This window comes from Faecalibacillus sp., assembly GCF_047023275.1.
Lineage (GTDB): Bacteria > Bacillota_I > Bacilli_A > Erysipelotrichales > Coprobacillaceae > Faecalibacillus.
The window spans coordinates 42,375-60,226 of the sequence record NZ_JBKYAR010000010.1; the positions used below are offsets into that span (position 1 = coordinate 42,375).

The following is a 17,852-nucleotide window of genomic DNA, read 5'->3' on the forward strand; positions in this document are numbered from 1 at the left end:
TATGAAAGGGTTTAGTAAATGTGAAATTAGTTTGCTTTATTTTTCATTTGTGATGTCATTAACGCAATAATTTCTTCTACTTTTGGACTAATAATTTGCACAGCTTCCATAATCAATTCTTTTTCATTTGAATAATCTTTACATAAAAACTCATATTCACATTTAAGATGAAATAAGCACTGTTCATTTTCGTTAACAGTTGTTAAAAACATTAAATTAACAGCACAATCATCATGTAGTTTATAAGATACTGACATAATTGCTTTAATATCTTCTAAATTATGAATAATACTATTTTTTTCAGAATTTAAATGTACACTTAATAAATGAATTTGTGCTATACTGTTTTCCATCATTTGATCTACCTCCTTCACTATATATATCGTAAATTTATTTTGATTTTTCTTTTTTTATTTTTATTATTTTAGAAATGAGGAATTTTATGCAAATTTTAGCACTTATCTATTCAATTATTTTATTATTTTTTTATCATCCACTTTACAATAATTATACAAGTTTAATGAATTCATCTTATGCTGTTTTATACTATATCTGGTGTCTACTTTTGACAATTTCTTTATGTATGTCTTTTTTTAAAGTCACACATTTAAAAAAAACAATTACATTTCTTGCAGGATTCTTTTTTGTTGGACTTATTTTTCCATACCATAAAAATCATCCAATCTATTCAAGTTTACATGTTTTTATTCCTATAATTTGTATTATTATTGCATTTTTATTTTTAGCAATTCTTATTAAAAATAAACAAAAAAGTGAGCCTATATTAGCTCACAAAATTTATCTTTGGTATTTGTATGGTCTTTCTATTATTGCTATGTTTATCATCTTTTTTTCTCAAATCAATGGACTTATCGAAATAACCATTATATTGTTTATCAATTTTATTCTTTATGTGCTTCAACATTCATAAGATATTCATATTGCATACCTTGTCTTAATTTTGATGAATCATACCCCAAACTTTCTAAAATAGTATAACCAAACTCTAAGGCTGCTGCTGGTCCTTTTCCTGTAATAATATGATCATCTTTTTGAACGATAGCTTCTTGATAATTAGCTCCAGTAAGTTGTGTTTCAAAACCTGGAGAACAAGTACAAATTTTATCCTTTAAAATACCTGCTTTTGCCAAAACAATTGGACCGGCACAAATAGCAGCAATCAATTTATGTTCTTGATTAAATCGTTGAACAATTTCAATAACACGTACATCATCTCTTAAATTTGTTGCTCCAGGTAAACCACCAGGAATAACAATTCCATCATATTCTTTGATTTGATCATTAAATACACAATCCATTTGAATTGTAATTTGATGAGAACTTGTAACCTTTAAATCATCCATACCTACTAAATCAACATGAATATTTGCTCTTCTTAAAACATCAACAGGTGTTAACGCTTCAATTTCTTCAAATCCTTCTTTACATAATACAGCTATTTTTTTCATAAACTCTCCTCTTTTCTTTTAAAGATATTTTAACATGAAAACTGAAAAATAAAAGAATGAAATACATTGTATGGGATTTCAAAATATATTATAATGTTGCATAGATGTAAAAAATTACCCTTGGAGGTTTTATGAAGAAAATTGTTATTGGTATATCGGGAAGTATTGCTGCTTACAAAGCTTGTGAGCTTATTTCTCGTTTAAAAAAGAAAAATTATAATATTGAAGTCATTATGACAAAAAATGCAGCTCAATTTGTAACACCGCTTACTTTTGGAGCACTTATTCATAAACCTGTTTTAATTGATGATTTTGATGAAACAGGTTATCAAATTAAACATATTAATATTGTTAAGGATGCTGATTGTTTTATCATTGTTCCTGCAACTGCAAATATCATTGCTAAAGTTGCTCATGGTTTAGCAGATGATGTTTTATCTTCAGCTTTTTTAGCAGCAACATGTCCAAAAATCATTGCTCCTGCAATGAATGTACACATGTATGAAAATACAGCAACTCAAAAAAATCTTGATATTTGTAAATCTTATCATATTAAGATTGTGGAACCTGAAATTGGTGAACTCGCATGTGGTTATCAAGGAAGAGGACATCTCAGTGATATTGAAGATTTACTCGATGCTATTGAATATGCGACATCTCCTCATCCATTAGCTGGAAAGCATGTTCTTATTACCGCTGGTCCTACTCAAGAGCCACTTGATCCAGTAAGATTTATTTCAAATCATTCAAGCGGAAAGATGGGCTATGCACTAGCAAAAGTTGCTCGTCAATTAGGAGCTCATGTCACATTGATTAGTGGTCCATCATCTCAAAGAGCTCCTTACGAAGTAGATGTAATCAAAATTCAAAGTGCACAAGGTATGTTTAAACAAGTATTAAGTTATTTTGATTTTCAAGATTATGTTATCATGTCTGCTGCTGTTGGTGACTATCGTCCTTTAGAATATAGTGATCAAAAAATAAAGAAAAAAGCTGAGGAATTTTATTTAAAATTAGGAAAAAACGAAGATATTTTATCTTATATTGGAAAACATAAAACAAAACAAACTATTTGTGGGTTTGCTATGGAAACAGAAAATGTTATTGAAAATGCCCAAAATAAATTTTTTAAAAAGAATTGTGATTTGTTAGTTGTTAATGATTTATTTGAAGATGGTGCTGGATTTAAAACAGATACAAATAAAGTTGCTTTGATTACAAAAAACTTTGTTGATTATTTAGATTTAATGAGTAAAGAAGATCTAGCACATATTATTTTAGAAAAATTAATGAAAGTTAAAGGAGAGTAAAGATGCTAGTAGTTGTAGATATGGGAAACACAAATATTACAATGGGACTTTTTAAAGATGATCAACTTATTGGCAATTACCGTTTAACGACTAAACTGCAAAGAACATCAGATGAATATGGTTTTATGATCCTTGCTTTTTTAAGTGCCTATAATGTAACTGTTGAAGATATAAAAGATGTTATTATTTCTAGTGTTGTTCCTAAAATCATGTATTCTTTTACAAATTCCATTCGTAAATATTTCCACAAAGAACCTATTATTGTTGGTCCAGGAATTAAAACAGGTATTTCTGTAAAATATGATAATCCTAAATCTTTAGGAAGTGATCGTATCGTTGATGCCGTTGGTGCCTACTATAGTCACCATTGTGCTTGTTTAGTAATTGATTTTGGCACCGCTACAACATTCGACGTTATTTCTTCAAAAGGTGAATTTATGGGTGGAGCAATTGCTCCTGGTATTGGTATTTCTGCTGAAATGTTATCTAATCGTGCTGCTCAACTACCTGAAGTAGCAATTAAAAAGCCACAACACATTATTGGTAAAAATACTGTTGAAGGTATGCAATCAGGGGTTGTTTATGGCTATATTGGTTTAACAGAGAAACTGATTGAAGAAATTAAAAGCCAATATCCTGAACCATTAAAAGTCGTTTCTACAGGTGGTCTTGGTAGAATGATCTATCAAGAAACAAATTTGATTGATGCCTATGATAAAGATCTTACATTCAAAGGTTTAAAAATTATATATGATATGCAAAAAAGGGATTAAATAAAATCCCTTTTTAATTCGTTTTTTAAATAAAAATGTATTGTTTGTTGTCCATCTACATACAAAATAACAATTTCTTGAAGATTAATTCCATGAACTTTCATAATTTGTTCTAACCACTTTTGATTATGATGAATCAATTCTAAATTTTCATAAATAATTGTTCCTTGTAAAATAAGAATTGTTGGTATAAATTCTTTTTGAACCTCTTGATGTAGATCACCTAATTTTAAAGGCCTTGATAATGTCTTAGGATAAAAAGTAAATTTCCCATTCGTTTCTAAAATAATTTTATCTAACTCATTGAGATCAAAATAACCATTCATTCTACAATTCATCAACAATTCATTCAAATCAATTTTTGCTTTATCCAAACTTTTTAAATATATCTTATCATTTTCAAATAAAACAACAGGTTTTCCTTCAACAAAAAAACGAAAATTTAAATATTTTTTTGTTAAAACAGAAACACCCCAAGTAAAAACACCATAAACAATCATTCCTATCAATGGTTTTAAAATATCATTAAAACTTCCCATAACCAGTTCAGCAGCAATAGAACCAATTGTAATTCCAATTATATAATCATATAAAGATAACTCTGTTACTTGCCTATAGCCCATTAATTTCGTTAGTAAAAACAAAACAATCAAAGAAATTAAAGGCAAAACAAAATATTCAAACAAATTCATTTTAATCACCCTTTTAAGTATGGACAAAATAAAAAAAAGAAGTCAAAATTATGACTTCTTATATAAAATTCTCATTGAATTACAAATAGCAATTAAAGTAACACCTACATCAGCAAAAACACCCATCCACATATTTGTAAGACCAAACAAAGTAAGAACTAAAACTCCAATTTTAATTAATAATGTAAAAGTAACATTTTCTTTTAAAATAAAGTTTGTATAATGAGAAACTTGAATAGCTTTAGCAATTGACGTAATATCGTCACTCATTAAAACAACATCTGCAGCTTCAATAGCTACATCACTACCAACGCCACCCATCGCAATACCAATATCACTTCTAGCAAGAACAGGTGCATCATTAATACCATCACCAACAAAAGCTACGACATGATCATTACCCATTAATTTTTCTAATTGTGTAACTTTATCTTGTGGTAATAAATCACTATATACTTGATCAATTCCTATTTTAGAAGCAATATCATGAGCAACAGTTGAATGATCTCCTGTAAGCATAACAGTATTTGAAACATGTGCCTTCTTTAAGTCTTGGATACCTGGCATTGTAGATTCTTTAATAACATCTGCAACAACGATATGTCCTAAATATTGTTTTTGACATGCTATATGAACAATTGTTCCAATAGATTGAGGTTGACTCACTTCAATACCTAATTCATGAAAATATTTTTCATTTCCTAATTCATATTGTTTTTGATCAATAACAACAGAAAGGCCTTTTCCAGCGATTTCTTTAAAATCTGTTATTCTTGTGCTATCGATTTCTTTATTATAAGCTTTAACAATACTTCTAGCAATTGGATGATTTGACATATATTCACCATATGCACCAATTTCTAATAAATGATCATCTGAAATTTCAACAACTTCAAATTCACCTTTAGTAAGTGTTCCTGTTTTATCAAAAACAACAGTATCAATATCTTTTAATAATTCTAAATAGTTTCCACCCTTAACTAAAACACCTAAAGCACTCGCTTTACCAATACCAGCATATAAACCTAAAGGTACTGAAATAACAAGTGCACATGGACAAGAAACAACTAAGAATGTGCATGCACGATAAAGCCAATCATAGAAATTTTGATTTGGTAAAATAATCATTGGAACAATTAATAATAAAACAGCAAGTCCAACAACAGTTGGTGTATAAACTTTTGCAAAACGGGTAATAAATTTTTCGATTTTAGCTTTTTTACTTGCAGAATTTTCAACAAGATCAATAATACGACTTACTGTACTATCCGCATAAGGTTTTGTTACTTCAATATAAATAACATCATTTAAATTGACAACCCCTGATAAAACCTCATCTCCTACTTCAACACTTCTAGGAACTGATTCACCTGTTAAACTTGCAGTGTCTAACATACTGTTTCCTTTAATAACTTTACCATCCAATGGTACTTTTTCTCCAACTTTAACAACAATTGTATCTCCTACTTGTACCTCTTCAGGAGTCACTTGAATCATTTGATCATCTTTTACAATTGTAGCATATTCACTTTTAATATCCATTAAAGAAGAAATAGATGATCTTGTCTTATTAACAGCATATCCTTGGAAAATTTCACCAATAGCATAAAATAGCATAACCGCAATTGCTTCACTGTAATCACCTAAAGCAATCGCTCCAAAAGTTGCTAAACACATTAAGAAATTTTCATCCAAAAAGTCTTTTCTACCAATATTTTTAATTGCTTTTAAAATGACTTTATAACCAATTAATAAATAAGCAAACAAATATAAGAAAGTAGCAAAACCACCTGCAAAGAAATGTGCCCCTATAAAAATAATAACACCTTCAACCAATTCCATATCTTCTTTTAAATCAAATAATTTTGGTTTACTATATATTTTTTGATTATCTTCTTTTGATAAAACAACTCCTTCTTCAACAGAATCAACAACAGCTTGTAACTTTTCCATTAAAGAATCATCGTTTTTTACTTTAACCATTAACTTTTGAGTAGAAAAATTAACAACCGCATCTTCAATGTAAGATTGTTTTTTTATCTCAGCTTCTACTTTACTTGCACAGTTTGCACAATCCAAACCAACTATATTAAATTTGATTGAATTAGCCAATTCACGATGATCTTCCACATGTTCATGATGGTGTCCGCATCCACATTCATCATGGTGATGATGCTCATGTTCATGATGATGTCCACAACTACATTCATCGTGATGATGTTCATGTTCATGATGGTGTCCGCATCCACATTCATCGTGATGATGTTCATGTTCATGATGATGTCCGCATCCACATTCATCGTGATGATGTTCATGTTCATGATGGTGTCCACAACTACATTCATCGTGATGATGTGTTTTGTTTGTAGAGAGGTTATCTATTGTTACTTCATCTTCAATGGATTGCATAAAAGAAAGAAGCTCATTATCATTAATTTCTTGATTACTATCAAAAGTCATCATACCTGTTGCAAAAGAAATTACACAATCATTAATCTCTTCTTTTTTATTTAAAGCATCTTCTAATTTTTGTGTGCAATTAGCACAATCAAGGCCATTAACTTTATATTTATATTTCATATTATTTATCCTCCATGATATGACTATAACCAGCCTCAAAAATTAGTTTTACATGCTCATCATCTAACGAATAGTACATCATTTTACCATCTCTTCTATTTTTAACTAATTTATTGGCTTTTAAAATTCTAAGTTGATGAGAAATAGCTGACTGCGTCATATCTAAACAAGCAGCTAAATCATAAACACACATCTCATGATCAAATAGTGCACAAATAATGCGTATTCTTGTTGAATCACCAAACACTTTGAATAATTCAGCAACATCATATAAAGATTCTTCTTCGGGCATTGCTTTCTTTACTTGTTCAACAATTTCATTATTAACGATTTTATCCATTTTTTCTCCTTTCATATGAATATATGTTCATATGAATATTATATGATATTTATTTACAAAGTCAATATATATGTTAAGATTAAATAAAAATGATTGGAGAAATTTTATGAAAAAATTACTGATTGTAGTAGACTATCAAAAAGATTTTGTAAATGGTAGTTTGGGATTTAAAGAAGCTGAATATTTGGATGAGTATCTTGCTTCTTTAATTGATCAATATCATCAAAATAAAGATGATGTTATTTTTACTTTCGATACACATCAAAATAATTATTTAGAAACTCAAGAAGGAAAGAATTTGCCAATTGAACATTGCATTAAAAATAGTGATGGTTGGAAACTATATGGCAAGGTAAATACTGCTAAAAAAGAACATGATATTTGTATTGAAAAAACAACTTTTGGTTCTCTTGAATTAGGAAATTACTTAAAGGATAAAAACTACCAAAATGTTACTCTAGTAGGTGTTGTTTCTAATATTTGTGTTTTATCTAATGCTGTAATTGTTAAAAGCGCTCTACCTGAAACACCTATCTTTATTGATGTAAAAGGTATTTCTAGTAATGATTTAACAATGCAGGCAAAAGCAATTTCAATTTTAGAAAATTTGCAATTCAATATTATTAATAAATAAAATACAATTAATAATTTCTTATTAAAATAAGTTATAAATTATTATTGACACTTCATCTAATGAGGCGTAGAATTTGCCTAAAGATATATATATAGGAAAGGAAGTATTAAAAAATGTCAAAAAAAGATATTGATTGGTCAAATATCGGTTTTGGATATATGCCAACAGAAGCAAGATTCGTATCAAATTATAAAGATGGAGCTTGGGATGAAGGCGTGCTTACTGCTGATGACAAAGTTGTTATTAGCGAATGTGCAGGTGTTTTACAATATGCACAAACATGTTTTGAAGGGTTAAAAGCTTATAGAACAAAAGATGGGAAAGTTGTTTGCTTTAGACCTGATTTAAATGCAAGTCGTATGTCTGACTCTTGCAAACGATTAGAAATGCCAGTTTACCCTGAAGATAAATGGGTAGAAGCTATTGAAAAAGTTATTAAAGCTAATATTGATTATGTACCACCTTATGGTTCAGGAGCTACTTTATATATTCGTCCATATATGTTCGGTAGTAACCCAGTTATTGGTGTTAAACCAGCTAACGAATATCAATTTAGAGTATTCGTAACTCCTGTAGGGCCTTACTTCAAAGGAGGAGTTAAACCTATTACAATTCGTGTATCAGACTTCGATCGTGCTGCACCTCATGGTACAGGACATATCAAAGCTGGTTTAAACTACGCAATGAGTTTACATGCAATCGTTGATGCACATAATCAAGGATTTGATGAAAATATGTACTTAGATGCAGCTACTAGAACTAAAGTAGAAGAAACTGGTGGAGCAAACTTTATTTTCGTAACAAAAGATAATAAAATCGTTACTCCAAAATCAAACAGTATCTTACCTTCTATCACTCGTCGTTCTTTAATGTATGTTGCTAAAGAATACTTAGGATTAGAAGTTGAAGAAAGAGAAGTTTATTTTGATGAAGTAAAAGATTTCGCTGAATGTGGTCTTTGCGGTACTGCTGCTGTTATCTCACCAGTAGGTAAAATCAATGATCATGGTAAAGAAATTTGTTTCCCAAGTGGAATGGATGAAATCGGACCTGTTCTTAAAAAACTTTATGAAACTTTAACAGGTATTCAAATGGGTACAATTGAAGCACCTGAAGGTTGGATCAAAGTTATCGAAGAATAACAAAATATATAAGAGTTGTCATCTTGGCAACTCTTTTCTTTTATAAAAAAAGCATTGATTTAACAATGCTTTAACGATCTTCCATTTTAATATATTCTTTCTTTTCCCCAACATATTTACCTGCTGGACGAATAATTCTTCCTGAATAAAGTTTATTTTCAATATTATGTGCAACCCATCCAACAGAACGTCCAATAACAAACATCAAGGTATAAAGATCTTTAGGAATTCCTAGCATATCATAAACGAGCCCGCTATAGAAATCAATATTAGCACATACATGAATACCTTTTCTCTTTTCAATTTCAGCAACTGCAATTTCTTCAAAACGATGATATAATTCATATTCTTTTAATCTATCTTTTTCAATAGCTAACTGTTTACATTGCTTAGACAGAATTTGACAACGAGGATCACTCAATGTATAAACAGCATGCCCTATACCATAAATCAAACCAGATTGGTCATTAAATTTTTTATCTAAAATATCATTTACAATTTGTCTAATCTGTTCATCAGTTGCATTTAAACCAACAGTATCAATAACAAGTTCCATTTGTTTGGCTACTGCTAGATTAGCACCACCGTGTTTAGGACCCTTCAAAGAACCAATCGCTCCTGCAAAACATGAATAGATATCAGTTCCTGTAGATGACATTACAACATTTGTAAATGTAGAGTTGTTCCCTCCCCCATGATCAGCATGTAATACTAAACACATATCTAGAACACTGGCTTCTGTTTTAGTAAATGAACGATCTATTCTTAACATTTGTAAAATATTTTCAGCAATCGAATAATCAGTATTTACAGGATGAATAAATAAACTATCACTATCAAAATAATGTACTTTACAACGGTAAACATAACAAACAATTTCGGGAATCTTAGCGATTAAATCTAACCCCTTATTTAATGTTGCTTCTGGTGAAATATCATCAGGTGTTTCATCATATGTGTAAAGCATTAAAACTTCTTGTTGAAGTTTATTCATCATATTTTGCATTGGAAATCCTAATATACGTGCTTGTAAATAATTTAAAGGTAAATCATATCTTGAAGCTAATTCTTTTTTAAATGCATCTAATTCATCTTTATTAGGTAAATATCCAAAAAGAATTAAAAAACAAGCTTCTTCAAAAAGAAAACGATTTTTTGGATCATGTCCCTTTATAAAATCAGAAACTTTAACACCCCTATAATAAAGCTCCCCTTCTGTATCAATCTTTTTACCATTTTCTTTTTTATATCCCACAACATCTGATATTCTTGTAAGCCCAACAAGAACACCTGTCCCATCTTCATTTCTTAAACCATTTTTTACGTTGTATTTAGAATATAAAGAATTATCAATTTTATTTAATGATGTACTTCTTTGAAATACATAATCAATAAATTCACTCATATTTAAGCCCCCTTATCATAGTGTTAGAAATATCATACCACAAATTTGTATAATTGTATACAATTATTTACTTGTCTTATTTTGTTAAAGATTGTCAAATGATAAAAAGTATTCTAAAATAGAATACAAGGTGATAGTTATGAAAATATTTGATAGAGAATTCACAGGGTTATCTCAAGAAGAAGTTTTAAAAAGACAACAACTTGGGAAAACTCATTTTGTGGAAAGTAAAACAACAAAAACATATAAAGAAATTATTTTTAATAATATTTTTACATTTTTCAATTTAATCAATATTCTACTATTTGCATGTCTTGTTTTTGTTGGATCTTATCGTAATACTCTTTTTATTTCTGTTATCTTTTTTAATACTTTAACAGGAAGTTATCAAGAAATAAAAGCAAAAAAGACATTAGATCAGTTAAGTCTTTTAACAAAACAACAAATTGATGTTTTAAGAGATAATCAATTATCTAAAATCAATATTGATGAAATCGTTCAAGATGATCTCATCATTTTAAATACAGGAATGCAAATACCTGTCGATTGTGAACTTTTAGAAGGTCATATAGAAGCAAATGAATCACTTCTTACAGGTGAAAGTGATGCTATTTTAAAAGTCAATGGTGATTCACTTCTTTCAGGAAGTTTTGTTACATCAGGACGTGCAATTTGTAAAGTAATTCATGTAGGAAAAGAAAGTTATATTCATAAGCTTACCGCTCAAGCAAAAGAATTTGAAAGTAAAAAATCCGAGTTATCAAAATCAATTGACCAAATTTTAAAAATTATCTCAATTATTATCATTCCTTTATCAATTTTACTATTTTTTAAAGAATATTTTATTGGTCATTATCCATTTAGTGATGCAGTTGTTTCAGTTGTAGCTGCTGTTTTAGGAATGATTCCATCTGGACTTGTATTACTTACAACAATCGCCCTTTCTTTAAGTGTTCTAAGACTTGCTAAAAAAAATACTCTTGTCCAAAATCTATTTTGTATTGAAACTCTTGCTCGTGTGGATACCATTTGTTTAGATAAAACAGGAACACTTACTGAAGGTAAACTTAAAGTTGATGATGTTATTTGTTTTGATGATCGTTTTAATATTGATCAAATTATCAAAAATATGAATTATTGTTTAGAAGATGGCAATATGACATCTATGGCACTTCATCAATACTTCTCTAAAGAAAAAAATTATCAACCTTTCTTTGTTATTCCTTTTTCATCGCAAAGAAAATATAGTGCTGTTTCTTTTAATGAATTTGGAACTGTTTATTTAGGAGCAAGTCAATTTATTTTTGAAAATCTAGATTCTAAAATTGAAAAGAAAATTAAAACTTATACCTCTCAAGGTTTTCGTGTTTTGTGTATTGGATATACTCCAATAATTATTAATGATAATACTTTAATAAAAGATTTAAAATGTATTGGAATTTTAATTTTATCTGATGTTATTCGTCAAGACGCTAAAACAACATTAGATTATTTTAAAAGACAAGATGTCGATATTAAAATTATTTCTGGAGATGATCCTGTTACTGTTTCAGCAATTGCTAGACGTTGTCATCTTTTAAATTATGAACATTACATAGATGTTTCTTCTTTATCGGATGAACAAATAAAAGAGGCTATTGAAAAATATACTATTTTTGGACGTGTTTCTCCAAAACAAAAACAATTGATGGTCAATGCTCTTCAAGAAAACAACCATACTGTTGCAATGACAGGTGATGGTGTTAATGATGTATTAGCTTTAAAAGCGGCAGATTGTTCAATTGCTATGGCTTCAGGAAGTGATGCAGCTAAAAGTGCTTCACATATTGTTTTATTAAAAAATAACTTTAATGCCATGCCGCATATCGTTAACGAAGGAAGACGTGTCATTAATAATATTACTGCTTCAGCATCAATGTATTTAATTAAAACAATCTTTTCAGTTGTTTTATCGATTGGAATGATCTTATTTGGACATGGTTATCCATTTAAACCTATTCAATTAACTATTATTTCTGCTTGTTGTGTAGGCATCCCGACTTTCTTTTTGACCTATGAACCAAATTTCAAAAGAGTGTCTGGTGATTTTTTAAAAACAGTCTTTAAAAACGCCTTCCCTTTTGCCTTTATGATTGCTATTTGCTCAACAATTATCGTTAATGGTGGTCGTGTATTAGGTTTAGAAAAAGAAATGCTTTCAACAATTTGTGTTTTACTTACAAGTTGGTGTTATTATAGTGGTTTAAGACATATTTATTCACCATTAAGTCATTATCGTATTTTTGTAATCTATATAATGCAAATTGTTTTATATATTTCTTTAATTGTTGGTCATCAATTTTTAGGATTGGGAAATATTGATTATATTGGTGCCATTACTTTAATGTTTTTAGTTACTTTTTCAAAAGTCATTTATTTATTGAATTTTGAATTATTTGATTATACTTATTTATTCTTACAAAGAAAGCGAAATAAACACAAATAAAAAGGACAAATGTCCTTTTTATTTACATACATTTTTCTTCAATATAACTTTGGCATGTTTTTTCAACAAATAACATATCTTCTTTTAAATCTCCTGTAAAATGTAAACGTTCCATATTTCTATGTATATAATCATTTTCTCTGATAAACAAATAACTTGATTTAAAATTTAAGTCAAATACAAAAGCCATATAGGAAACCCACATATCTACTTCATTGTGTCTATTTTCTTTTAAAATCAAAGTATGATTTTCAATATCTTTCAAAATATTTTGAGAAACTCTTTGACTATAAAAGTCAGCATCTGAAATACTAAACAAAGTTTGTATTGATTCTATATTTTTTACTCGAAAATTATCTAACTTATCACTATCTCTAATAAGAAGAACTTGTTTTAATAAAGAAGGTTCTAAATTATTTGGTATTTTGTATACAGAATGATAAGCAATCGCCTTTTCGATAATTTCATCATATTGGTCATCATCAATAAAATTTCTAATCATCCCCTCTTTAAATAAAACCTGCACCCCTAATTTAGCATGATCAATATTTCGATCATCAAAACTATTAAAACGTTTTATTTGTTCAAAACGTCCTATATCATGCAATAAAGCAATTAAATAGGCTAAGTCTCTTTCAACACCTGTAATATTTTCATGGAGGCATAGATATTCAGTTGTACGTACGACTTCCAATGTATGAACAAGTTTTAAATGAATTTTATCATTCGTTAAATCAAATTGACGAACATAATCCATAAAACTCTCTTTTGCTTTTAAAATATCAAACACCTTGACCTTACTCCTTTCTTTATTTTATACTATACCATAAAGTGAGGTAAAAAATATGAACGACTTATTATTAAAACAATACATTGGTTTAATTGAATGTAACAATGAAGAAATTTCAATTCTAGCTAATACATCTGCTTTTATTATGCAAAATTTTCAAGATATCTCTTGGGCTGGATTTTATTTATTTAAAAACAATGAACTTATTTTAGGACCATTCCAAGGTAAAATTGCTTGTACTAACATTCCTCTAGATAAAGGAGTTTGTGGTAAAGCAGCATCTACTCAAAAAACTGTTATTGTAGAAGATGTTCATCAATTTGCAGGACATATTGCCTGTGATAGTGAAAGCAACAGTGAAATTGTAATTCCACTTATAAAAGGAGATCAATTATATGGTGTACTGGACTTGGATTCTACATCATTTAGTAGATTTTCCAAAGAAGATCAAATTATTTTTGAAGAAATTTCAAAAATTTTAGTTCAACATTTATAATCTTTTACATATCTTTGAAATGAGGGAAAGCCATGAAAAGACATCTTTTATTATGTTGTTTAATAGTAATAATGAGTATACTGGGTTACTTTTATTTTCAAAGAAAGATTATATTTATTGATCATCCAACAATTGAAATCAATAGTCCATTTTATTATAAAAAATATATTAAAAAAGTTAAAAATGGTTCTATCAATGATGTCACTTATAATGCAAATGATTTAAACAATCAAACTTTAGGACATTATACAGTGACATATTTTTTTAAAGGAAAAACATATCATTTGAAAATAGAAGTTATTGATACAAAAAAACCAACTATTAAAGAATTTGAATCTTTAAAAATTGAAAAAGGGAAATCTTATGATTTAAAAAAGGGAATTATTATTAAAGATAATTCTAATCAATACAATTTAACAATTGATACCAATGATTTTAATCCCAATCAAATTGGAAACTATACAATTTATTATAAAGCAAATGATCTTTCCAATAACCAAACGATTTTCAAAAGAAAAGTAACTGTCGTTAAAAAAATAGAAATTGGCACACATATAGAATCTAATAAAAAAATAGTGTATCTTACGTTTGATGATGGTCCCAGTCAAAATACTGATCGCATTTTAAAAATATTAAAAAAATACAACGCTAAAGCAACTTTTTTTGTTACTGGATGTCATCAAGAATATAATCAATATATTATTGAAGCTTATAAACAAGGACATACTATTGGTTTGCATAGTTATTTGCATGAATATCAAGATATTTATTCCTCTAAGGATGCTTATTTCAAGGACCTTAAAAAAATAAAACAAATGGTTAAACAACTTATTGGTATTCAAGTCCACTATATTCGTTTTCCAGGAGGAAGTTCTAATCGTATTTCTAAAAACTATTGTCATGGTATCATGTCTCAATTAACACGTGAAGTCATTAAACAAGGTTATCAATATTATGACTGGAATGGTGATACAACAGATGCAAGTGGCAATCATATCCCAACTGCAACAATCATTAAACAAGCTACAAGTGAAACACATCAAAATATTGTCCTTTTAGCACATGATACAGATGCTAAAGATACAACTGTAGCTGCTCTTCCTTCTATCATCCAATATTATAAACAAAAAGGTTATCAATTTTTAGGCATTGATGATGAAAGTTACTATGTACATCATGATATACAAAATTAGCAGTCATTTGACTGCTAATTCTTTTTTAAATCCTCTAATAAATAATTTTTCATTTGTTTATTTTTTCTTTGAAATTCTTCAATTTCATGAAGATGTGTTTCTTTAACCAATAATTCGAATTCTCTTGCAGAAATACGCATAGCCCCTCTAGAAGAAACAATAATTTGTTCTAAAGCATCTGATGTAGCTACATAAACACGATATTTTTGTGATAAATCATGTGTTACTTTCTCTATGTAGTTATCTGCAGTTTGCGCTTCTTTTGTATAAACAACATAAATATTATCATTTTTTTCAATTGAGCCAATATTCTTTTTAATTTTATAAGCATCAAAAACAACAATCAACAAACATTTTCGATAACCTTGATAATTATTCAAGATATCTATCAAACGATGCCTAGCATGGTCTAAATTTGTTTTAGCAAGTTCATTTAATTCATCCCATGAAAAAATAATATTATATCCATCTACTAACAAACACTCTGGTAAAATTGTCTTTTTTTCTTCAACCTGTTTTTCTATTTTACGATTCATTTCTTTAGAAAGTCGTCTTTTAATTGGTCCATATGTTCTAATAAATATTTCTTCTAACTCTTTATCATCAACTTTATAATTTTTTGTAACAGGACGTGGTTTATTTTTTTGATATACATAAGGTAAATGCATATAATTTTCTACTTCATCATAAGGGACATAAAATCCTGCACCCTGTTTACAAAAGATAGAACCTGTAGGAAATAAAGCATCTTCTTCACTATTATAGCCAATTTCTTGAATAATTTTTTCTTGATCATGACATTCAAAGTAACCAGCCATTTGATAGAACAGCTTCCCATTTCCTTTTGTAAGCGAAAGAAAATCCTTTTGATAAGTCATTAAATAACGAACAGGTGCTCTTCCTTTAATGATTGTTAAATCTTGTTCATAACTTATTTGATAATCGCTATGAAATGTATCTAAATCATAAATAATCTTACTTGAAATATGATTTTCTACAATCATCTCAAATTCATAATAAGGTTCTAATAAAAGAGATTTTGCCTTTTTTAAGCCTTGTCGAATTGCCCGATAGGTTGCTTCTCTAAAATCTCCGCCTTCAGTATGTTTTAAATGGGATTTCCCTGTAACAAGAGTCAATTTCATATCTGTAATAGGCGATCCTGTAAGAACACCAAGATGTTGAATTTCTTGCATATGTGTTAAAACAAGATTTTGAAAATTAAGCGGTAAAGTATTTCTTTGACATTGATTTTCAAACACAAGTCCTTTGCCCCTTTCTAAAGGTTCTAATAAGATATGCACTTCAGCATAGTGACGTAAGGGTTCAAAATGACCTACTCCTTCAACTTTATCCAAAATAGTTTCTAAATAAGTAATTCTTCCTTCATCATAATGAATTAAAAATCCATAACGTTCCAAAATAAGATTTTGTAAAGTATCTAATTGAATTTCTCCCATAATTTTAACTGAAAGAATTCCTAATTGTTGATTATATTCAAATTGTAAACTTGGATCTTCTTTACCAATACTTAGTATTTGTTCAATAGCTTTACTTTTTTCAATATCATCAGGAAGTAAAATTTGATAAGACATAAAAGGCTTTAAAATATTTTGTTGTGTCTGTTTTTGATTTCCAAATGTAAAACCAATAGGTAACTCATCTAACCCCAAACAAGCCACTATATCACCTGTTGAAGCACTCTGAACACTTTGATAACCTTGTCCCGTATAAATTCTTAATTCATCTACTTTACTTTCACCAATAACATCTTTAACATGCAAAGTCCCGCCTGTTACTTTTAAATGCGTTAAATGTTTTTGTTTATGAAATGTCTTTTTAAAAACAATCCCACTTAAAATATCTAAAGCTTCTTTTTGACAAGTATATAAATCTAAAGCTTCCATAAATTCTTCTACACCTTCATCTTTTAACGCTGAGCCAAAGAATACAGGAAACATTTGTCTTAAAGAAATAACTTTTTGAATATCTTCTTGTTTCATTTGTTGATTAAGATACTTTTCTAATAATTCATCATTTAATAAAGAAATGTTTTCATAAAAGTTTTCATCAATTGCAAAACAATTTTCATTTAACTCTTTTTGAATATTTTGTAATAATTGCTCTTTGGTTGAGTACGTACTATCCATCTTATTAACAAAAATAAAAGTAGGAATTTGATAAGTTTGCAATAATTTCCAAATTGTTTTTGTGTGCGCTTGTATACCATCCTTAGCCGAAATAACAAGAATAGCATAATCTAATACTTGTAGCGTTCTTTCCATTTCACAGCTAAAATCATTATGCCCAGGTGTATCTAAAAAAGTCATTTGACTTTCTTGATACATAAATGATATCTCTTTTGAAAAAATAGTAATACCTCTTTTTCTTTCTTGTATATCATAATCTAAAAAAGAATCTTCTTTATCAACTCTTCCCATTTTTTTAATAACACCTGCATGAAAAAGCATTGCTTCAGATAATGTTGTTTTTCCAGCATCAACATGTGCTAAAATTGCAAAAGTTACTTTTTTCATGAATTT

16 protein-coding genes are annotated in these 17,852 nt (G+C 28.6%); 8 read left to right on the forward strand and 8 right to left on the reverse strand.

Annotation, left to right across the window (positions count from 1 at the left end; all coding sequences use genetic code 11):
- Positions 1-26 precede the first annotated feature (26 nt).
- Positions 27-356, reverse strand: coding sequence for a hypothetical protein (locus tag ACLVEP_RS04860; protein ID WP_412583216.1), 330 nt, complete (start codon positions 354-356; stop codon positions 27-29).
- An 86-nt stretch (positions 357-442) separates the two neighbouring features.
- Between ACLVEP_RS04860 and ACLVEP_RS04865 the strand changes: the two genes are divergently transcribed.
- Positions 443-931: a hypothetical protein gene (locus ACLVEP_RS04865; RefSeq protein WP_412583217.1), complete on the forward strand. Its 489-nt coding sequence runs from the start codon at positions 443-445 to the stop codon at positions 929-931.
- Here ACLVEP_RS04865 and ACLVEP_RS04870 read toward each other — a convergent pair.
- Positions 903-1,469 (reverse strand): DJ-1 family glyoxalase III, encoded by a 567-nt coding sequence (locus ACLVEP_RS04870; RefSeq protein ID WP_412583219.1) that lies wholly within the window; start codon positions 1,467-1,469, stop codon positions 903-905. The genes ACLVEP_RS04865 and ACLVEP_RS04870 overlap by 29 nt on opposite strands.
- Positions 1,470-1,600: 131 nt before the next feature.
- On the opposite strand from ACLVEP_RS04870, the gene coaBC reads away from it, so the two are divergent.
- Both coaBC and ACLVEP_RS04880 read left to right on the forward strand, forming a co-directional pair.
- A complete protein-coding gene (gene coaBC, locus ACLVEP_RS04875) occupies positions 1,601-2,779 on the forward strand; it encodes a bifunctional phosphopantothenoylcysteine decarboxylase/phosphopantothenate--cysteine ligase CoaBC (protein ID WP_412583220.1) in 1,179 nt (392 codons plus the stop codon).
- 2 nt (positions 2,780-2,781) lie between these two features.
- Positions 2,782-3,552, forward strand: a complete 771-nt coding sequence (locus tag ACLVEP_RS04880; RefSeq protein ID WP_032090027.1) for a type III pantothenate kinase — start codon at positions 2,782-2,784, stop codon at positions 3,550-3,552.
- On the opposite strand, the gene ACLVEP_RS04885 is transcribed toward ACLVEP_RS04880, so the two are convergent.
- Genes ACLVEP_RS04885 through ACLVEP_RS04895 form a run of 3 tightly spaced genes read right to left on the reverse strand, consistent with a single transcriptional unit; the run spans position 3,549 to position 7,164 of the window.
- Positions 3,549-4,244, reverse strand: a complete 696-nt coding sequence (locus ACLVEP_RS04885) for a DUF421 domain-containing protein (RefSeq protein ID WP_412583222.1) — start codon at positions 4,242-4,244, stop codon at positions 3,549-3,551. The genes ACLVEP_RS04880 and ACLVEP_RS04885 overlap by 4 nt on opposite strands.
- 48 nt (positions 4,245-4,292) lie before the next feature.
- Entirely contained in the window at positions 4,293-6,824 is a 2,532-nt protein-coding gene (locus ACLVEP_RS04890; RefSeq protein ID WP_412583224.1) for a heavy metal translocating P-type ATPase, read from the reverse strand.
- Position 6,825: 1 nt separating this feature from the next.
- The gene (locus ACLVEP_RS04895; RefSeq protein ID WP_022001299.1) at positions 6,826-7,164 is read right to left on the reverse strand and encodes an ArsR/SmtB family transcription factor; all 339 of its coding nucleotides are present in this window, start codon (positions 7,162-7,164) and stop codon (positions 6,826-6,828) included.
- A 106-nt stretch (positions 7,165-7,270) separates the two neighbouring features.
- On the opposite strand from ACLVEP_RS04895, the gene ACLVEP_RS04900 reads away from it, so the two are divergent.
- Complete coding sequence (locus ACLVEP_RS04900) at positions 7,271-7,798, forward strand: cysteine hydrolase family protein (protein ID WP_117788725.1); 528 nt, start codon at positions 7,271-7,273, stop codon at positions 7,796-7,798.
- A gap of 113 nt (positions 7,799-7,911) precedes the next feature.
- Positions 7,912-8,940 carry a branched-chain amino acid aminotransferase gene (locus ACLVEP_RS04905; protein WP_412583227.1) on the forward strand — a complete coding sequence of 343 codons (1,029 nt, stop codon included), beginning with the start codon at positions 7,912-7,914 and terminating at the stop codon, positions 8,938-8,940.
- 70 nt (positions 8,941-9,010) lie between these two features.
- Here the strand turns inward: ACLVEP_RS04905 and ACLVEP_RS04910 are convergent, their stop codons facing one another.
- Positions 9,011-10,345, reverse strand: a complete 1,335-nt coding sequence (locus tag ACLVEP_RS04910; protein WP_412583230.1) for a citrate synthase — start codon at positions 10,343-10,345, stop codon at positions 9,011-9,013.
- A gap of 139 nt (positions 10,346-10,484) precedes the next feature.
- On the opposite strand from ACLVEP_RS04910, the gene ACLVEP_RS04915 reads away from it, so the two are divergent.
- Positions 10,485-12,830, forward strand: a complete 2,346-nt coding sequence (locus ACLVEP_RS04915) for an HAD-IC family P-type ATPase (protein ID WP_412583232.1) — start codon at positions 10,485-10,487, stop codon at positions 12,828-12,830.
- A 22-nt stretch (positions 12,831-12,852) separates the two neighbouring features.
- On the opposite strand, the gene ACLVEP_RS04920 is transcribed toward ACLVEP_RS04915, so the two are convergent.
- On the reverse strand, positions 12,853-13,620 hold the full coding sequence (locus ACLVEP_RS04920; protein WP_412583233.1) for an HD domain-containing protein: 768 nt from the start codon (positions 13,618-13,620) through the stop codon (positions 12,853-12,855).
- A 55-nt stretch (positions 13,621-13,675) separates the two neighbouring features.
- Between ACLVEP_RS04920 and ACLVEP_RS04925 the strand changes: the two genes are divergently transcribed.
- Both ACLVEP_RS04925 and ACLVEP_RS04930 read left to right on the forward strand, forming a co-directional pair.
- The gene (locus ACLVEP_RS04925; protein ID WP_412583235.1) at positions 13,676-14,116 is read left to right on the forward strand and encodes a GAF domain-containing protein; all 441 of its coding nucleotides are present in this window, start codon (positions 13,676-13,678) and stop codon (positions 14,114-14,116) included.
- A 32-nt stretch (positions 14,117-14,148) separates the two neighbouring features.
- The gene (locus ACLVEP_RS04930) at positions 14,149-15,309 is read left to right on the forward strand and encodes a polysaccharide deacetylase family protein (RefSeq protein ID WP_412583237.1); all 1,161 of its coding nucleotides are present in this window, start codon (positions 14,149-14,151) and stop codon (positions 15,307-15,309) included.
- Positions 15,310-15,323: 14 nt separating this feature from the next.
- On the opposite strand, the gene ACLVEP_RS04935 is transcribed toward ACLVEP_RS04930, so the two are convergent.
- Positions 15,324-17,846: an NYN domain-containing protein gene (locus ACLVEP_RS04935; RefSeq protein ID WP_412583239.1), complete on the reverse strand. Its 2,523-nt coding sequence runs from the start codon at positions 17,844-17,846 to the stop codon at positions 15,324-15,326.
- Positions 17,847-17,852 lie beyond the last annotated feature (6 nt).

Excerpts from the sequence above, each read along its gene's own strand:
- ACLVEP_RS04910 (WP_412583230.1), bottom strand. The coding sequence starts at position 10,345 with ATGAGTGAATTTATTGATTATGTATTTCAAAGAAGTACATCATTAAAT.
- ACLVEP_RS04895 (WP_022001299.1), bottom strand. The coding sequence starts at position 7,164 with ATGGATAAAATCGTTAATAATGAAATTGTTGAACAAGTAAAGAAAGCA.
- ACLVEP_RS04860 (WP_412583216.1), bottom strand. The coding sequence starts at position 356 with ATGATGGAAAACAGTATAGCACAAATTCATTTATTAAGTGTACATTTA.
- ACLVEP_RS04885 (WP_412583222.1), bottom strand. The coding sequence starts at position 4,244 with ATGAATTTGTTTGAATATTTTGTTTTGCCTTTAATTTCTTTGATTGTT.
- ACLVEP_RS04870 (WP_412583219.1), bottom strand. The coding sequence starts at position 1,469 with ATGAAAAAAATAGCTGTATTATGTAAAGAAGGATTTGAAGAAATTGAA.
- ACLVEP_RS04865 (WP_412583217.1), top strand. The coding sequence starts at position 443 with ATGCAAATTTTAGCACTTATCTATTCAATTATTTTATTATTTTTTTAT.
- ACLVEP_RS04925 (WP_412583235.1), top strand. The coding sequence starts at position 13,676 with ATGAACGACTTATTATTAAAACAATACATTGGTTTAATTGAATGTAAC.
- ACLVEP_RS04915 (WP_412583232.1), top strand. The coding sequence starts at position 10,485 with ATGAAAATATTTGATAGAGAATTCACAGGGTTATCTCAAGAAGAAGTT.
- ACLVEP_RS04935 (WP_412583239.1), bottom strand. The coding sequence starts at position 17,846 with ATGAAAAAAGTAACTTTTGCAATTTTAGCACATGTTGATGCTGGAAAA.
- ACLVEP_RS04880 (WP_032090027.1), top strand. The coding sequence starts at position 2,782 with ATGCTAGTAGTTGTAGATATGGGAAACACAAATATTACAATGGGACTT.
- ACLVEP_RS04900 (WP_117788725.1), top strand. The coding sequence starts at position 7,271 with ATGAAAAAATTACTGATTGTAGTAGACTATCAAAAAGATTTTGTAAAT.
- ACLVEP_RS04930 (WP_412583237.1), top strand. The coding sequence starts at position 14,149 with ATGAAAAGACATCTTTTATTATGTTGTTTAATAGTAATAATGAGTATA.
- ACLVEP_RS04890 (WP_412583224.1), bottom strand. The coding sequence starts at position 6,824 with ATGAAATATAAATATAAAGTTAATGGCCTTGATTGTGCTAATTGCACA.
- ACLVEP_RS04905 (WP_412583227.1), top strand. The coding sequence starts at position 7,912 with ATGTCAAAAAAAGATATTGATTGGTCAAATATCGGTTTTGGATATATG.
- coaBC (WP_412583220.1), top strand. The coding sequence starts at position 1,601 with ATGAAGAAAATTGTTATTGGTATATCGGGAAGTATTGCTGCTTACAAA.